The sequence below is a fragment of the Lichenicoccus roseus genome (assembly GCF_005844085.1).
GTDB classification, from domain to species: domain Bacteria; phylum Pseudomonadota; class Alphaproteobacteria; order Acetobacterales; family Acetobacteraceae; genus Lichenicoccus; species Lichenicoccus roseus.
The window spans coordinates 61,068-74,982 of record NZ_VCDI01000007.1 but is presented as its reverse complement, the minus strand read 5'-3'; the positions used below and the strand labels follow the sequence as shown (position 1 = coordinate 74,982).

The 13,915-nt window shown below is 62.7% G+C and carries 15 protein-coding genes, 1 tRNA gene and 1 pseudogene; 8 read left to right on the top strand and 9 right to left on the bottom strand.

Features of this window, described 5'->3' with window-relative positions; translation table 11 throughout:
* Positions 1–127: 127 nt before the first annotated feature.
* Positions 128–1,138 carry an RluA family pseudouridine synthase gene (locus FE263_RS17395; RefSeq protein ID WP_138327313.1) on the bottom strand — a complete coding sequence of 337 codons (1,011 nt, stop codon included), beginning with the start codon at positions 1,136–1,138 and terminating at the stop codon, positions 128–130.
* Between the two features lie 67 nt (positions 1,139–1,205).
* On the opposite strand from FE263_RS17395, the gene FE263_RS17390 reads away from it, so the two are divergent.
* From FE263_RS17390 to FE263_RS22205, 5 genes and pseudogenes are all read left to right on the top strand, one after another.
* Positions 1,206–1,517 carry a hypothetical protein gene (locus FE263_RS17390; protein ID WP_138327312.1) on the top strand — a complete coding sequence of 104 codons (312 nt, stop codon included), beginning with the start codon at positions 1,206–1,208 and terminating at the stop codon, positions 1,515–1,517.
* A gap of 65 nt (positions 1,518–1,582) precedes the next feature.
* Positions 1,583–1,658, top strand: a tRNA-Glu gene (locus FE263_RS17385).
* A 123-nt stretch (positions 1,659–1,781) separates the two neighbouring features.
* Positions 1,782–1,925 (top strand): annotated as a pseudogene (locus FE263_RS22975) (HNH endonuclease); the annotation flags it as partial.
* Between the two features lie 81 nt (positions 1,926–2,006).
* Positions 2,007–2,801: a hypothetical protein gene (locus tag FE263_RS17380; protein WP_240759844.1), complete on the top strand. Its 795-nt coding sequence runs from the start codon at positions 2,007–2,009 to the stop codon at positions 2,799–2,801.
* Positions 2,802–3,486: 685 nt separating this feature from the next.
* Positions 3,487–3,627 carry a hypothetical protein gene (locus FE263_RS22205; RefSeq protein WP_171034176.1) on the top strand — a complete coding sequence of 47 codons (141 nt, stop codon included), beginning with the start codon at positions 3,487–3,489 and terminating at the stop codon, positions 3,625–3,627.
* A gap of 169 nt (positions 3,628–3,796) precedes the next feature.
* On the opposite strand, the gene FE263_RS17375 is transcribed toward FE263_RS22205, so the two are convergent.
* Positions 3,797–4,222 (bottom strand): hypothetical protein, encoded by a 426-nt coding sequence (locus FE263_RS17375; protein WP_138327310.1) that lies wholly within the window; start codon positions 4,220–4,222, stop codon positions 3,797–3,799.
* 636 nt (positions 4,223–4,858) lie between these two features.
* Here FE263_RS17375 and FE263_RS22200 point away from each other — a divergent pair.
* Positions 4,859–5,023 carry a hypothetical protein gene (locus FE263_RS22200; RefSeq protein ID WP_171034175.1) on the top strand — a complete coding sequence of 55 codons (165 nt, stop codon included), beginning with the start codon at positions 4,859–4,861 and terminating at the stop codon, positions 5,021–5,023.
* Positions 5,024–5,594: 571 nt separating this feature from the next.
* Positions 5,595–6,149 carry a helix-turn-helix domain-containing protein gene (locus FE263_RS17370; protein ID WP_138327309.1) on the top strand — a complete coding sequence of 185 codons (555 nt, stop codon included), beginning with the start codon at positions 5,595–5,597 and terminating at the stop codon, positions 6,147–6,149.
* Here the strand turns inward: FE263_RS17370 and FE263_RS22410 are convergent.
* From FE263_RS22410 to FE263_RS17350, 3 genes are all read right to left on the bottom strand, one after another.
* Positions 6,136–6,921 (bottom strand): hypothetical protein, encoded by a 786-nt coding sequence (locus FE263_RS22410; RefSeq protein WP_205880428.1) that lies wholly within the window; start codon positions 6,919–6,921, stop codon positions 6,136–6,138. The two genes, FE263_RS17370 and FE263_RS22410, sit on opposite strands and share 14 nt — an antisense overlap.
* 917 nt (positions 6,922–7,838) lie before the next feature.
* On the bottom strand, positions 7,839–9,071 hold the full coding sequence (locus FE263_RS17355; RefSeq protein WP_138327307.1) for a hypothetical protein: 1,233 nt from the start codon (positions 9,069–9,071) through the stop codon (positions 7,839–7,841).
* 322 nt (positions 9,072–9,393) lie between these two features.
* Complete coding sequence (locus FE263_RS17350; RefSeq protein WP_240759843.1) at positions 9,394–10,848, bottom strand: hypothetical protein; 1,455 nt, start codon at positions 10,846–10,848, stop codon at positions 9,394–9,396.
* Positions 10,849–10,987: 139 nt separating this feature from the next.
* Between FE263_RS17350 and FE263_RS17345 the strand changes: the two genes are divergently transcribed.
* The gene (locus tag FE263_RS17345; protein ID WP_138327306.1) at positions 10,988–11,437 is read left to right on the top strand and encodes a hypothetical protein; all 450 of its coding nucleotides are present in this window, start codon (positions 10,988–10,990) and stop codon (positions 11,435–11,437) included.
* 35 nt (positions 11,438–11,472) lie between these two features.
* On the opposite strand, the gene FE263_RS17340 is transcribed toward FE263_RS17345, so the two are convergent.
* From FE263_RS17340 to FE263_RS17325, 4 genes are all read right to left on the bottom strand, one after another.
* A complete protein-coding gene (locus FE263_RS17340) occupies positions 11,473–12,138 on the bottom strand; it encodes a hypothetical protein (protein ID WP_138327305.1) in 666 nt (221 codons plus the stop codon).
* Positions 12,139–12,207: 69 nt separating this feature from the next.
* Entirely contained in the window at positions 12,208–12,432 is a 225-nt protein-coding gene (locus FE263_RS17335) for a hypothetical protein (RefSeq protein WP_138327304.1), read from the bottom strand.
* 200 nt (positions 12,433–12,632) lie between these two features.
* Positions 12,633–13,466 (bottom strand): hypothetical protein, encoded by an 834-nt coding sequence (locus tag FE263_RS17330; RefSeq protein ID WP_138327303.1) that lies wholly within the window; start codon positions 13,464–13,466, stop codon positions 12,633–12,635.
* Entirely contained in the window at positions 13,463–13,729 is a 267-nt protein-coding gene (locus tag FE263_RS17325) for a hypothetical protein (RefSeq protein WP_138327302.1), read from the bottom strand. The genes FE263_RS17330 and FE263_RS17325 overlap by 4 nt, the downstream gene beginning before the upstream one ends.
* Positions 13,730–13,915 lie beyond the last annotated feature (186 nt).

Below are 13,915 nucleotides of genomic sequence, written 5' to 3'. Positions count from 1 at the left end.
GGGCGCGGGTGAGGACTTCACGTCCCTGAGATTGCTTCCGGTTCGGCAAGCGGTTCCCAGGACGTCCAGACCGGCGGGGCGCCCGCTCGTCGGAATGGCGCTTTGATACAGGACCAATTTGGTCCGGTCAAGTGGAAGCCGGCTCTGTGCCTCTTGAAATTCCTGTAATGTTCTCCAGCAGTGCCGAGAAATCCGGTGGTGGCCCGCTGTCGAATTGCATTGCCTGCTGTGTTGCCGGATGGATGAAGCCCAGGCTTCGCGCATGCAGCGCCTGCCGGGGAAAGCCCAGCGCTGCGAGGAGAGCGTGCTCCGGGAGTTTTCGTGCAGCAGCGGGTGTGCGGCGCAGGTAGACGGGATCGCCGACCAGCGGATGCCCGTTCTGGGCAAGGTGCACGCGGATCTGGTGGGTCCTGCCGGTGGCCAGCCGGCAATCGATCAGGCTGAGCGAGGCGTGCAGGACCTGCAGCGTGCGGTAGTGCGTGAGGGCCCATTTCCCGCCATGCGTCACCACTGCCATGCGCTTGCGGTCCCGCGGGTCACGCCCGATGGCGCCCTCGATGGTGCCGTCGGGCGGGCTCGGCAGGCCCCAGCAGAGCGCCAGGTAGCTGCGTTCGATGCGGCGGGCGGCAAAGTCCGCCGACAAGGCGGCAAGTGCCAGCTCCGTCTTGGCGACCACCATCAATCCCGATGTGTCCTTGTCCAGCCGGTGCACTATGCCGGGCCGGCGTTCCCCGCCGATCCCTGGCAGCGTGTCGCCGCAATGGCCGAGCAGGGCATTGACGAGCGTGCCGTCCTGATTGCCCGGCGCTGGATGAACAACCAGCCCGGCCGGCTTGTCGAGCACGATGAGGCTGTCATCCTCGAACAGGATGTCGAGCGCAATCGCCTCCGCCTGCGGATCGGCCGCGACGGCGGGGGGGATCTCGACACTATACGTAGCCCCGGCACGCACCGGATCCGCGGGATCGCGCAGCACGATGCCGTCGCGACGGACATGACCCGCCTGCATGAGGGCCTTGACGCGTGAGCGCGAGGTCGTGCCGATGGCACCGGCAAGGAACCGGTCGGTGCGCTCGCCGGCGTGCTCCGGGGACGCGGACAGCGCGAGTGGGGCGACGATCCCGTCGGGCCTGTCCATCATTGGCGTTCAATAGCGGTACTGACGCCTGTGTCACCAGGCGACCGGATGACGGGGGAGGAGGTTTATGGGCAGGGTCAAGGCGATGCTCGGGGCGGTCATCGGCATGGGGGTGCTGATCGCGGCGTTGACGGCGATCCTGGTCGCGACGGTGATCAAGCGGCTCGTGCACCCGCATCCGACGGCGACCGCGGAGATGGTGGTGTTGGGGGCGCCGGTGCAGCTGGACCAGCCGGCGGGAACCCGGATCGTCGCGGCCGTTCGCCAGTCGGACAGCTCGCTGGCGCTGCTGTTGTCGGGAGGCGGACGGCCTGACCGCGTGCTCGTCTGGAACGAGCAGGACGGCCGGATCATCGCCCAGGCCGGCCTGCTGCGGTGAAGACCATTGGCGTTTGCAGGCTCTTGCATCCCTCCGCGGCCTGCCGTATTGCCACCCCCGGCCACGTCCTGTTCGTCTAGAGGCCTAGGACACCGCCCTCTCACGGCGGTAACAGGGGTTCGAATCCCCTACGGGACGCCAATCTTTGCAACGATGTAGCTGCTTCTGCCGGCGCAGTTGTCCAAGATCTGGCCGATATACAGCCTTGGACAGTCAGTCCGAGCCGCAAGGGACCAGGACACGAAGCGGCCTGAGGTAGGAACCATGCGATGTATATTCTGCCAGCTTGAGCGAGACGGCTCCGAGGAACACGTTTTTCCGCTCGCTATCGGGGGGCCCCTGACCACTGATCGCGTCTGCGAGCCCTGCAATTCGCAGCTTGGCAGTAGAGTGGATGCAGCACTTGTCGACCACTTCCTGATACGTATGCGCCGAGCTGAGCTACATCTTGCTGGAAATAGTTCTCACGTTCCTTCGGAATACGAGATAATGGAGGGCGTTGCGACGCTCGTGGATGACCCTGAGCTACGCGTCAGAACGAAGTTCAACCCGCGCACTCAGAAGATGGATATCAGGCTGATCCAGCATAAGTCTCCCGTGATTGAAAACGAGAAAGGAGAAGTATCGTTCCAAGTTCTTGTGGATGAGACAGAACTACACACTCTTCCGCTGATCATTCAAAGAGAGCGCAAACGCCGTAGGCTTCCTCCTGCAACTGAGCAGGAAATGTCTGAGATCCTCGATCGAGCGTCGCGGACCGTCACCGTGCGGCAAAACCCAAATGTCCTGTTCAATCTGACAGTCAAATTTAAATACCTTGAGCATTCATTGCTCAAGATCATATATGAACTTGCGTTTCTGTGGCTCGGTGAGACTTATCTTGATGATCCGAGAGCTTCGGAGCTTCGAAGCGCCGTGACATCGGCGGATCCTGCGATCGCCCAAACATTGATGGGTTACTGCGGGGATGCCGGTTCTTCCGATCTGTTCCCTCTCTGGCTACCGCATCGTGCTCATCATCTCGCTTTCGCCACTGTCATCAACGAAAGAATTGCGATTTGCCTTCGCATATTTGACATCTTTGCGGCAACGGCTTGGATAACAGCGGACGCAAATCGATACCTGAATGGCACCGACGGTCGAGATGTGCTGCGCTTCCTGACAATCGATGCCTCCACTCGGAAGATGCTGTCTTCTCCATTTCTGGATGAGGTTATGCGAGTGGTAAGGAAGAAGGGCGAAAGCCAAACGGTAGGAGCGGTTCCCGATCCCTTATGCCTGTAAAGCTTTTCTATGTGCGCGGCGCGGCTCACAGCTGGATCGGGCTTCAGGCCGGCCTCAGGATAGCGATGACCGCGGCCCCGTGTGCTGCAACTTCAGTCCGATGGCGGCATAATGCTGCAGCACTCGAACCAAGATCCCGAGCTGCCGTTCATCGGGCTCGTCCGCTTCCTCAATCTCGTGGCGCAGCCTCGCAACGGAGGCCAGATTTTAAGCGATGATCCGCCTCATGTCGCTAATTACCTGCCGCATCACCGCCGCCTTCCCCCGGTCAATCACTGTCGTCCCTCTGCGCCACCGCCAGGGCTGCAGGAGATCTGCGCCCGTTGAATATACTTAACCTCCGTATAAGGGCCCCGCCGGTCAAACGGATTGCGTAGGCTACGTAGTGGGTCGTAAAATCGCTGCCTTGCAAGAAGAACGCAGGCCAACCCGATTCGAGCTGCGGCTCCCGCCCACCCTGCCCGACCAGATCGACGCGTGGCGGGGGGACCAGCCCGACCTTCCACCGCAAGCAGAGGCGGCTCGCCGGCTCATCGAAGCTGGCCTGTAGGCGGTAGCGCGCGCATGAAGCGCCATAGCGACACGCTGAGCCTGGACGGCGCGCTCATGTGCTGTCCGGGCTGCGTCAGGTCAGCGACCGAGAAGCTGCACTCCTGAACCGATGGTGAACCCGCGGAGGGTCGGCTTGCTGCCGGGGCAGGATCGCATCGTGCTCGACGCCCTGCTGGCGGCGGATAGCGAGCTGGCGGTGGCTGAGCAGCTGCTCCAGGCCGCATACGGGCGGCCAGTTGGAAGCCAGGTGCGCGCGCTTCGCCGGCAGGCCTAGGGGCTCCAGACAGAAGTCAAGCGACGTGTGCTGGAGCGGGAAGTGGAACATCTGCCATGACGTGGCCAGCCGTAGGGGAGGGTATTACCGAACCTCGGCGCCGGTGAAACCGGCCTGCCGCGCCTGCTGTGTCCAGGGTGGAGTGGTGCGGTGACAGAGAACCGCAGACTTATAGGCCGTCTCCTGTTGCTTTCCGCTGCGGCAGCACAGCAGCCCAGACGAAGCTGTCAGGCGCCTTCTGATACCTGAAATCCCCCATGCAGATCTCGGCAGTGCCGTCTTCTAGGGTCCTAGCGCTGCTCTTGTAGCCAAGCGAATTTCCTGCGAGGTGCCACTGCCAGCGTTCCTCCATTATAATCTGCATATCCGCCTCCCGGCGGATATGCAGCGCGTCGCCGAACGACATGTAGTCCATGCCGTCATCGTCCAGGAGCGCGCGAAAGGGCTCGTAGGCCTTTCGGCACAGGGCACGGTGAGCAACGCTAGCCTGTATGTTGCCTTCCTCCATCTCCCGCATGACCGTCTGCATGGCAGTGATTAACTCCAGAACGTCATCTCCGTCTGGCGCAAAAATAGGTTCAGGTATTTCGGCCATGCGTTCTTCCTCTCAGGCCGCCCTGTCGTGGGAAGTGGGACAGAACGGGGTCGAGCGGTTCAGCGAAGCTGGCCTCCCTCGACGTTGCGGCTACGATATGAATAAACCGAGCGTAGAAGCACAAGCAATCTACTTGCTAAGGTGCCCGCTCCTCAGCCCAGCGCCCAGTGCTCCACCAGCCGGGTCAGCAGGCTGTGTATCTCGCCCATGATGTGCTTGTGGTTGGCCCCACTTGCCGCCGCTGGACTTATCGGTGCGCTCGAGCCGGGTCGCGATGGTGAGGCGGCCCGTCCTGGAGCGGGCGGTGGGACAGCCGATGTCTAGCCCTGCAGGTTGGTGGGGGCCAGGGACGGTAGCGGCGGCGGCGGCACAAATGACATAACGGACGCGGAACGTAGTGCATCTACCAAGTTCCACAGCTCGAATGCTCGAGAGGTAAACAATCGTTAAGGGCCTGCTATGCTAGTCCGCCGACGCCTTATCGCCCGCAAGGCCCGCAAGGCATGCAGCATACCAAGCGGCGACACCCACCCGAAGAACGGCGGCACGGTGGAGCCGAACAAGCGGCCTCAGGGGCCGGCGGGTGACGTAGCCCTCTGGCGGGAGTTAGCGTTCAAAAGCGAGGCAAACGGGGACATGGTGCCCGCCGTCCGCTACTGGCAGGCCGCCATAGCGGCCGCCAAGCTGCTGACGCCACCGGCAGCAGATGCTGATTTGAAATGGCTCCGTGAGCGCCTGGTCCGGGCCAATGCGGTTTTGCAGCACCTGGCAGGTAGTGCAGCCGGGCATACCGTCCAGTGACATCAGCAAAAGGCCCCGCCGCCAATTAGGGCAGCGGGGCAAGTTGCTTGAGGAAACGTTCGGCACCTTGCAAGCGCCGTGCCTTATCCGGCCTGGTTTGTGCTGATAGCTATGTCAGCCAATCTCGATGCCGAGCAAAAAAGCCCCGCCGCCTGTGACGGCAGCGGGGCCAAGTCATGATGTCTGCCCCAGGATCATACACATTCCGTAGCGTTTACGAAACGTTTATATAGTTGTTCTATCGACGCAAGGCCGTCTGGTGATCCGCTTTCGGGCGGTGGTGTGCCGGAACGGAATAGGCGATGCAGGGCGCAGCGGGCGGTGTCGCTCGATCTACGGGGCGTGATCGCATCCGGGTGAGGGAAGGTGGCATTGATCCACCTGCCGCTGCGCTGCGCCTACGGCCGCCGCGAGCGCGGCATCACCGTCATGGCAGGCAGGGCGGTAGAGGCCCCTCATCCCTACGTGGGAGATGCAACTACCCCATTGCTCATCTGCCTCTACACCACCTTGAACTGTGCGTAACTATGTGCGTATACTAGATACGCACATAGAGCGCCGGGAGGGCATCATGACAACGCGGTCAAGCAACGTCGTCTCCGTGAAATCAAAGATGGGCCGGGAGGTATTCCGAGCAGAACTCAAACGCCTTGAAATAGGGCAATCCGCCTTTGCAGCCCTTACGGGAACGCCGCTCCGAACAGTGCAGTCCTGGGCGCTGGGCGAGCGCGCCCTTCCGCGGAACATCAAGTCGCTCTTTGCGAAGGTTGAGGCGATGCCGCGTAAGGAGCAGCTGCTGGCAGGTCTGAAGGAAGACGTAAAGCGTCTCACGGTGCCTCAGCAGGAGGGCCTGCTCAAGCTTGCCCTCCAGTTCAAGAAAGACCACGAGAAGGAGCAGGCGCAGGACAATAAGATCCTGGAGCAACACAAGCAGATTGGAGAGCTACGAAAGCAGGTCGGGACGCTATCGGGGCAGATCGACGAAGTGACGACCAAGATGGCTGAGGTCGAAAAACACTCGAATCACGTGAACAGGGTGTGCGCTACACAGAGTGTCCAGCTCGAGAATTTCAGGGTCGAGTTGGCACGCCGAGTGGCAAATGCCACGGTGTTCAACCAAAGCTAGAACTGTCGGGCGCGCGGTGACATTGGTCCCCGCGCCCCAACTCGCTCTGGATGCCAAGTGCCAACCACCCGCGCTTGCGCTCCTGCCACCAGCCTTCCCGCGCGTTCAGCACCGTGAACGGCGCGACGCCGAAACGCTCGCCCAGCAAGCCAAGCGCCACGGCCTCGCGTTCGGCAGCCCGTGCGTCGCGGATGCGCTTGGCGGCAGCCAGGATCTCGCGCTCGCCGCGCGCCACGATCACTTCCTGCTCATCCTCAGGAAGGCGGGCCACGGCCGAGGCGGCCGACACCGACACCTCGCCGCGCTCCACATGCCCGGCCAGTGCAGGGATCGCATGGTCGCGCACCGTGACTGCTGATCGCACGCTCCGCTCCGACACATTGAGCAGTTCCGCGGCCTCGGCCTGCCCGATACCCGGCAGGTTTGCGGGGTTAGTTGACGGCCGACCGACCCCAAGGGTGGCGATCCGGGCCGCCACCAGCGCCCGCTGGGTCTCGTCGAGGTGCCGCCTGCGCAGGTTCAACGACACCACGTAGGCCAGCGGGTCGGACCTTTCGTAGGTGGCAAACACCGGCTCGACACCCGCCGCTATGCAGGCCCGCAGCCGGTTGCGGCCATCGAGCACCCGGCCGTCGGCATGCAACACGATGGCCTCGCGCAGGCCATGCGCCTGGACGTCCGCGACCAGTGCTTCGAAGTCCGGGCCGGTTATGAGGGGAAATAGGTCGGCGATGGGGTGGAAGGCTCGCATCGCGAGCTCAGGTGGCAGCATAGTCGATACTCCCTGGTTTCCAGCTAGGCGCCAGCAAGGATAGTGTCCCACCGTTCAAGAAATTGGCTGAGCCATCCTGCGGGACGATCGAGGCCTTGGTGGCTATAGTCATGCAGGAACGATCGCATGTCGTTATCCTGATGAACCCGACCACTGTGACCAGGCATGCTTAGCCAGGACTTATGACTGTCGGTGATTGCCTCGGCTACGACACTGCTCGGCACGATCCAGCACCGAGGCGGGTCAGTCAGTGTTTTTCCAAAATCTACGAAGGCATAGAATAGCGAGGAGCGTATGATCCCTTCGTGCTTTCGGTTGAGTGGCCATCCACTCTTGCCGTTCGTGTTCTGTCGGGCCTTCACCTGAACGGCAGCCAGTGAGTGTCCCTCTCTGTCAGAGACGATGATATCGACATCCGGCGCTCCAGCTGGAGCAATCGCTGCGATCATACCGCGCCGAAGAAGCTGGCACATCACGTAATGCTCCCCGGCGGCTCCAAGCATCGCTGTATTTATCGATCCGGTTCTCGCCATGCCCAGTCCTCTAACTAATGTCAGTCTAGAGCACGGGGGTCCGCTAGCAACGGAAGCGAAAGTGTTTCGGACCGGCTTACTCCATAAAAGTTTAAGTTTCGAGGTCGCTGCGCTCCGAAAGATCCAGGACAACCCTAACGACACGGGAAGAGTGTCCCATTCTGACGTGCCGCTGAGGTTTCACCTCAATGAAGCTGGTTAGCCGCCTGTCTTCTCTCGGGTGGAATTCGAATTGCCGACATGCCCACCTTGGCGTGAACTCGCCGGGAGTAAAAGGGACGCTTTCGAGTGATGACAAGTGAAGACTGAACTCGGTCTATTACCTCCAGATCGGAAATGCGATGACCTGTCGTCGTTGATTTCTTCTGAGTAGTCTGCGTATCTTTAGTTTGTCTCCGTTTCGGCTTCAGTGAACTGCAACAGCACTTCAATGCATAGTGTGCCGGCATCAACCGCTTGTTCGAGCCGTTGCGTAAGGTAGTAGTCGAACGCCATCATTGGCGTGGTCGTCTTACCTCGTGCAGCAATCATTTCGGCGGCCTGCACAACACGAAGCAATTCCGAAATGTCAAGCAAATGAGGAAAGCCGCCGGACGCGCGGGTGAATTCGCGTATGAACTCGATACCGTAGGCGGCACGGTCCTCAACCAGTTCTAAGTCGGGAACGAGAACGATCACATGAGCAGGACTTTCGCGTTCGACTAATAGCGTGTCTCCCTTCAAACCCGTCACCAAAATACCAGACCGCAGCGCCCTTATGGCACCGCGCAGTTGCGCAAAGGCTTTCTTAATATCTGAAGAAATCTTGCGCTTTAACTTTGCACGGTCGGGCAGCCGCTCACGCGTCAATATCGACAGCGCCTTGGATTCGATCAGCACCGCACCGAATTCGTAGCTTAGCAGTAGATCCGTCAACTCTCGCGTTCCAGCGCCCTTCGGAATCTGTGGGCTGTAATGCACACCTGTTGGCAGAAGATTATCGGTAAGCCAAACGGCTAACTGCTCCTGCTGATTACCTTCATTGCCGTCAAAGATGTCAATCAGAGTAGAGGAAGCCCCCGCCGTGATGAAGTGATTGCGGACGGGTCTCCAGTCGGACCTGCCGCCAATTTCCAGCACCAGCCAGACGTCGTCATCTTCGACACGACGATGAAGGCGGTCGAGTAGCGGGCTTGTCGTCGCCATCATTGTCGAGTGGTCGACTTGCCCGAACGTTGCGCATGCAGCCCACTCGGACAGGCGATCCAATATGCCTAGCGTCGTAAAGTCGTTCCAAGCGATGTTAACGGCAAGTTCGTTGAACAAAAACACTACCAGCGGCTCACCGCGTGCCAATCCACGAATCCCATTCAGTTCTTCTTCACGTTCTACAATAGACCAAAGGATGCCACCGTCGTCGCCATCATCGTGTATTTGTAACGCACACAATAAGCGACCATTGCAGACTGCAAAGGCAAGTTGAGTCGGCACACCCAGCACCACATATTTCAGAAGAAGCGTGCTGCCTTTGATCAGTAGGGTGGGTTCAAACCCATCGCTGCCCCTGACGTAGTCGAAGCGGACTAGCTGCGGACACGCCAAGAACTCGGAACGATTATTAGAAGATAACAAATGCATTGGCCTATCCTGCCACCATCGTAGGCCAAGGCGAATAGTAAAGTTGATAAGACGCCGTAGCTGGTAGAACTGCCTTATAACTCGCGCATGACCTGGCAGCGCTGCCACTGGCAACGGCTAAGTTCTTTTAAAAAAGGTGAAATTACCCGGTGAAATGGCTGAACTCGAACTAGCGACTTCTCCTCAACTATGTTAATGGCAGCTTTAGGGGCCATTTTAACTTTCTTCCACGTTATAGATGGGCGTGCTGGCTGTCAGCAGACTCTACTTTATAATGTCCGCTTCTGAGCAGCACTGATCGGACGTGGCCTCACCGGCTGCACTACCACCGCACTGCCCGCACAGGCCGGGCCCGCGCCCACTCCAGCGCCGCCTGCGTGATCTGCATGGGCGGCGCAGCCCCTAGCGGCATTAGTAACGCTCCGGCCACTGCGTTGGCGATGTCATCGTGCGCTCCGGGGGCATGGTCGATGCTGTCCCGGCCGCCGCGCGCCGTGCGCCGTTCCAGATCGCACAACTGCTTTGAGAGCCGGGGCAGGTCGAGCAGTTCCACCTGGCGGCTGTTCAGCCTCGGCAACAGGTCCCGATAGAGGTCCGAGCGCGGCTGCTCGCACACCTGATACTCGACACCCAGCTTGCGGAACGGCTCGCGTGCCCACTCGCCCGCATAGCGATCGCCGCGCACCCGCCGGATGCCGTAGGACTTGAGCAGCGCCACGAAGTCCGCCACCACCCCCTCCGGCGAGAACGGCGGCCGCACCTCACGCACCGCGTCCAGTTGCACCAGCCCATCGCGCTCCAGATGGGCGACCGCGAGCGTCATGCTGTCCGAGCTGCCGCCGCTCGGATCGACGAAGCCGTGGTAGGTGTTGCCGGTGATGAATGGCAGCTCGAACCGGCCGGGCACGGTGCAGGCGTCGATGACCTCGCGAGAGACAAAGGCCGCGATGTCGTCCCTGAACATTGCGCCAAACTCGGCCGCCGCTCTGGCCGCATCGTCCTCGTAGGCCTGCGCCACCAGCGCACGGTCGAGCGTAGGATTCATGGCCAACGTCGGGCCCTGCCACACCAGCACGCGGGCGTCGTCCTTGCCCCAGTGCTGCCGGTAAGCCTGATAGAGCGCCCCGCGCTTCGCGTAGGGCGAGCTCGCAATCATCAACAGGCTGCCCGGGATGCTGCTCAGGCCCGGCCGCACCGCCGTCAGGATCTCCTGATCCGGATTGGCGGACAGCTCATCCGTTTTCAGAAACGCCACCTCGTCGATCAAGACGGCGGCCAAGGTGTAGCCGCGCACAGCCCGGAAGCTGGCTGTGTGGATCTCGATGAGGCAGTGCGGGCCAAGCGCCACCGACTCACCGGTCTCGTCGCTCTTTAGCGCGGCCAGGGCGGGCACCCCGTCGATCAGGCCCAGCACGTAGCGCATGATGTGCCGCGCCTGCCGGCGGTCGGCGGCAATCACCGCGATGGTCGCCACCTCGCCCGATGCCAGGTGCGGCCCGTAGTCCCGGAACGCCGCAAGATAGACCGCGAGCAACGCCAGGATGCGGCTCTTGCCAGCGCGGCGTCCGCAGATCAGCGCCGCCTCGCGGAACGGGGCGGCAGGGGCCTCGCTGCGGCCTGTATGCGTCCGATAGAGCCCTAGGTCGTCATCGGTCATCGGAAGGGCGAACAGCGCCGCCAGGAACGCCCGCCACGCGTGCCAGGAGGCCGGGCCGCCCCGGAAGTGCGGGGCGAACACGGCAGGGCTGTCCAGTGCGTCGAGGATCGAAAACGTCACCGAAGGGTATCTTCCACCTACTTTAAGAACCTTAAAATGTTGAAAACCTCTGTTTCGCCCCTTCTGGCTTTACAGAAGCAAAAAGATATGCTTTTTAGCATTTAAGAGCTGCTTTTGGCTCTGAACATGGAAAAAGCAAATGTCTCAGACTCTATCCCTTGCCTGGAACCCGGCTAATCAGGTCAGCCTGAACGGAATGCTGACCGATGCATTGGTTGGTCGCTTCAATGCCGTAAGAGCAAAACATAAGCTCGCCGTCTGGCAGATCGCGGAGGCCGCGAAATGGGCGGCAACATATCTCGGCAACGCGACCCGTTACCCGGGTGACAACCCAGGCGACAAAATCAACGTCTCGACTGCTTTCGCCAACCGGTTGGCTGCCGTGGTGGAAGCGCTTGAGCAGGCCAACAGTGACGATGAGGTGCGCGAGGTCCTTCACCCAAATGCCAAAGCAGAGGCGGCCCCTGGCATAGCGACTCCACCTCAACGCGACGAAGTGGCGGCTGAGGCAGAGATACAGGACTCCAGCCTCGAGTATGCTCTGGCTATCCTGCGACGCCACGGCATCAGCAGCATCGCACTCCGCTGAAACTTAACTCTGATCGAGAGTTCTTCCGGTGCCGCTCATGCGGTCACCGGAAGCAACGCTGTCGCGTCATGCTTCAACGCCTGCAAGGCCTGCTCCCACGCCGCCTCGCCGCGCAGCACGGGCCAGTTCTGCAGATCGTCCCGGCCCCGGTGCCCCGGCTCGCACCGCCGCACCACCGCGCGCGTCTGGTCGTCTGCGGGATAGCCATACGCCCCGCCTGGCTCCCCTGACGTCTCGAAGCCGCCATGCCGCGCCAGCCACACGAGCTCGCGGCCCAGCCGGATCACGTCGCGTTCCGCCGCCTCCACCTGGGCCAGCACTCGCGCCGCATGGGGCCGCACCTCGGCGGCCAGCACCGCCACCGCCGCCTCATGCACGCGCATGTCGATCAGTCCGGTGTGGCCATGCCCCGGCTGCTGCAACCGCGCCCGCAAGGCATCGCGCGACAGCCGCGCATCCACCAGCGCCGCCTCGGCCGCCGCGAGGCGCTCCCGCGCCGCCTGCACCGGCCCGGGACCGTCCAGCACCTCGCCAGCCGCTATCGCCAGTGCCCGGTCGGCAAGGCCGTCGCGCGCCTCCTGCAGCGCACGCCCGGCCGCCTCGCAGTCTGCATCCGCCTGCCACACCGCACGGTCGGCCGCCTCGGCCGCCGCCTCTAGCGCCTGCGCCCGCCGCACCGCGTCGTCGCGTTCGCTAATCAACGCCGCGAGGTGCTGCCGCTCACTCGACAACGCAGGCGGCTGGCGGCGCAGGCCAAGTGCCGGCACCGGTCAGGCCAGCCGGTTCGCGTGCGGGAACATCGCCTCGAAGGAGCCGCCGCGTGCCGCCTGCCTGCGCGTGACACCGGCCGCCACCCGCCGCCGCAGACTGTCGGCCGCCATGCCGGTTGGACCATCGTCGCGGCCCTGTAGGATGCCCTCCGCCCTGTCGAGATCGGACGGGCCAAGCCGTTCGGCCAGGAAAGCGAGCAGCTTCTCGGCAATTTCGTCGTCCACGTCATCATCCTTTGCGATGGAGGCAGGGGAAGTTGCGGCAGTCTCCGGCCGCGTTGCGCGCACCGGACGGGCGGACGGGATCACACAGTCCGGAATGCTCCGGCCGCGCAGCTCGTCGCACCACGCGGCGTCAAGAGCCATGCCCAAACGAGCCGCCGCAAAGGCAGCAGCACGCAACCGAAAGTCGACGTTGGTCTGACTCATTGGAGCACCTGGCTGGGAAGAATGGCGGGGCGCAGCACGGAGAGCGCCAGTGCGCCTTGCAGGAAGTCGGGCGCACGTCGCCAGAACAGCGCCACCTGCCGACGCTGGTCATCGCCGAGCATGTCCATCGAGAGGAACGTGTTGGCGACGAACAGGATCCCCACCTCAGGAGTGTCGCCCTGCTCCAACGTGGGATGCACCTCGCACAGCCACGCGCCCGACGCCCCGGCCGGCACCGTCCAGTTGCCCGCCGCCAGCACCCGCGCCACATCGTCCGCATTCAGGGTCTGCAAAGCGTCGTGCGCGGCGCGCACCGCCACGCGCAGACCGCTACCGTCACCACGCTCCACGCACCGGCCCAGCGCATGGTCGGTCGCCGCGAAGTTCCACGGCCGATCCGCACGCGTGAGCATGTCGGCCCGTGGCAATCCGCGCCCGAGCCGCCCGATCGCGAGGCCATGCACCTCGATGCAGTCCCGCCCGCGCGAAGCCCGCCCGGCCTGATCGTCCAGACGCACCAAGGGGAAGCCACGCGGCAGCAGCAACCGCCACACACGCACCGTGCCAGTGCCGGCCAAGGGAGACACCTGCATGGCCTGCTCGATGCGTCCAAACGCACGGTCGCGACCGGTGCCACCCTTCAGCGCCGCCGCCGTGAGCGTCTCGGCCGGGATGCCCGTGGCCCGGCGCATGAGCCGCCTGGTCTCGACAGCGGCCTCGGCCATGAACTCCCGCACCTCGCGCCGCGCCACGGTGCCGACGCCCGGGTTGCGCAGCGCCAACGGGCGGAAGCCGGCATCGCCAAGGGGCAGGGCCGAGGCCGCACTCACGCCGCCGCCTCCGGACGATGCTGGCGCACGATGTCGGCGATCGTCGGCGCAGGGGCGGCCGGTTGCGGCTTGATGCCGAGTTGCCGCAAGAGCCGCGCCTGGCTGGCTGAGTGCGCGAGGTAGACCTTCGACGATGACCAGTGGGGGATCGCACCCTGCGCGAGGTCTCTGTCCATCAATGATAACCGCAGCTGGATCTGGACGACGCTCTCGATGACTAGGCGATCGGCTGGAGAAGCCTCGCGGGCCAGCGCGGCGAGCAAGCTCAGGCGCGTATCACGCGCCAGCCTCGACTCGCGCGTCCGGCCATCGGGCTTTGCCAACCGGTGGTGTGCGGACTGGGGGCCTAAAGGACGCATTGTGCGGCGCAACCTGCAGTGCTTTTGGTCCATATCTTGGACAGATCCTGTCTGCAAGATCAATGTTTGCAGCAGCGTCAGTATGTTGTG

Bases quoted from the DNA above. Each gene is read 5' to 3' on its own strand.
- FE263_RS17375 (WP_138327310.1), bottom strand. From the start codon at position 4,222: ATGGCCGAAATACCTGAACCTATTTTTGCGCCAGACGGAGATGACGTT.
- FE263_RS17380 (WP_240759844.1), top strand. From the start codon at position 2,007: ATGGAGGGCGTTGCGACGCTCGTGGATGACCCTGAGCTACGCGTCAGA.
- FE263_RS17390 (WP_138327312.1), top strand. From the start codon at position 1,206: ATGGGCAGGGTCAAGGCGATGCTCGGGGCGGTCATCGGCATGGGGGTG.
- FE263_RS17395 (WP_138327313.1), bottom strand. From the start codon at position 1,138: ATGGACAGGCCCGACGGGATCGTCGCCCCACTCGCGCTGTCCGCGTCC.
- FE263_RS22200 (WP_171034175.1), top strand. From the start codon at position 4,859: ATGGTGCCCGCCGTCCGCTACTGGCAGGCCGCCATAGCGGCCGCCAAG.
- FE263_RS17345 (WP_138327306.1), top strand. From the start codon at position 10,988: ATGTCTCAGACTCTATCCCTTGCCTGGAACCCGGCTAATCAGGTCAGC.
- FE263_RS22410 (WP_205880428.1), bottom strand. From the start codon at position 6,921: ATGCTGCCACCTGAGCTCGCGATGCGAGCCTTCCACCCCATCGCCGAC.
- FE263_RS17355 (WP_138327307.1), bottom strand. From the start codon at position 9,071: ATGCATTTGTTATCTTCTAATAATCGTTCCGAGTTCTTGGCGTGTCCG.
- FE263_RS17370 (WP_138327309.1), top strand. From the start codon at position 5,595: ATGACAACGCGGTCAAGCAACGTCGTCTCCGTGAAATCAAAGATGGGC.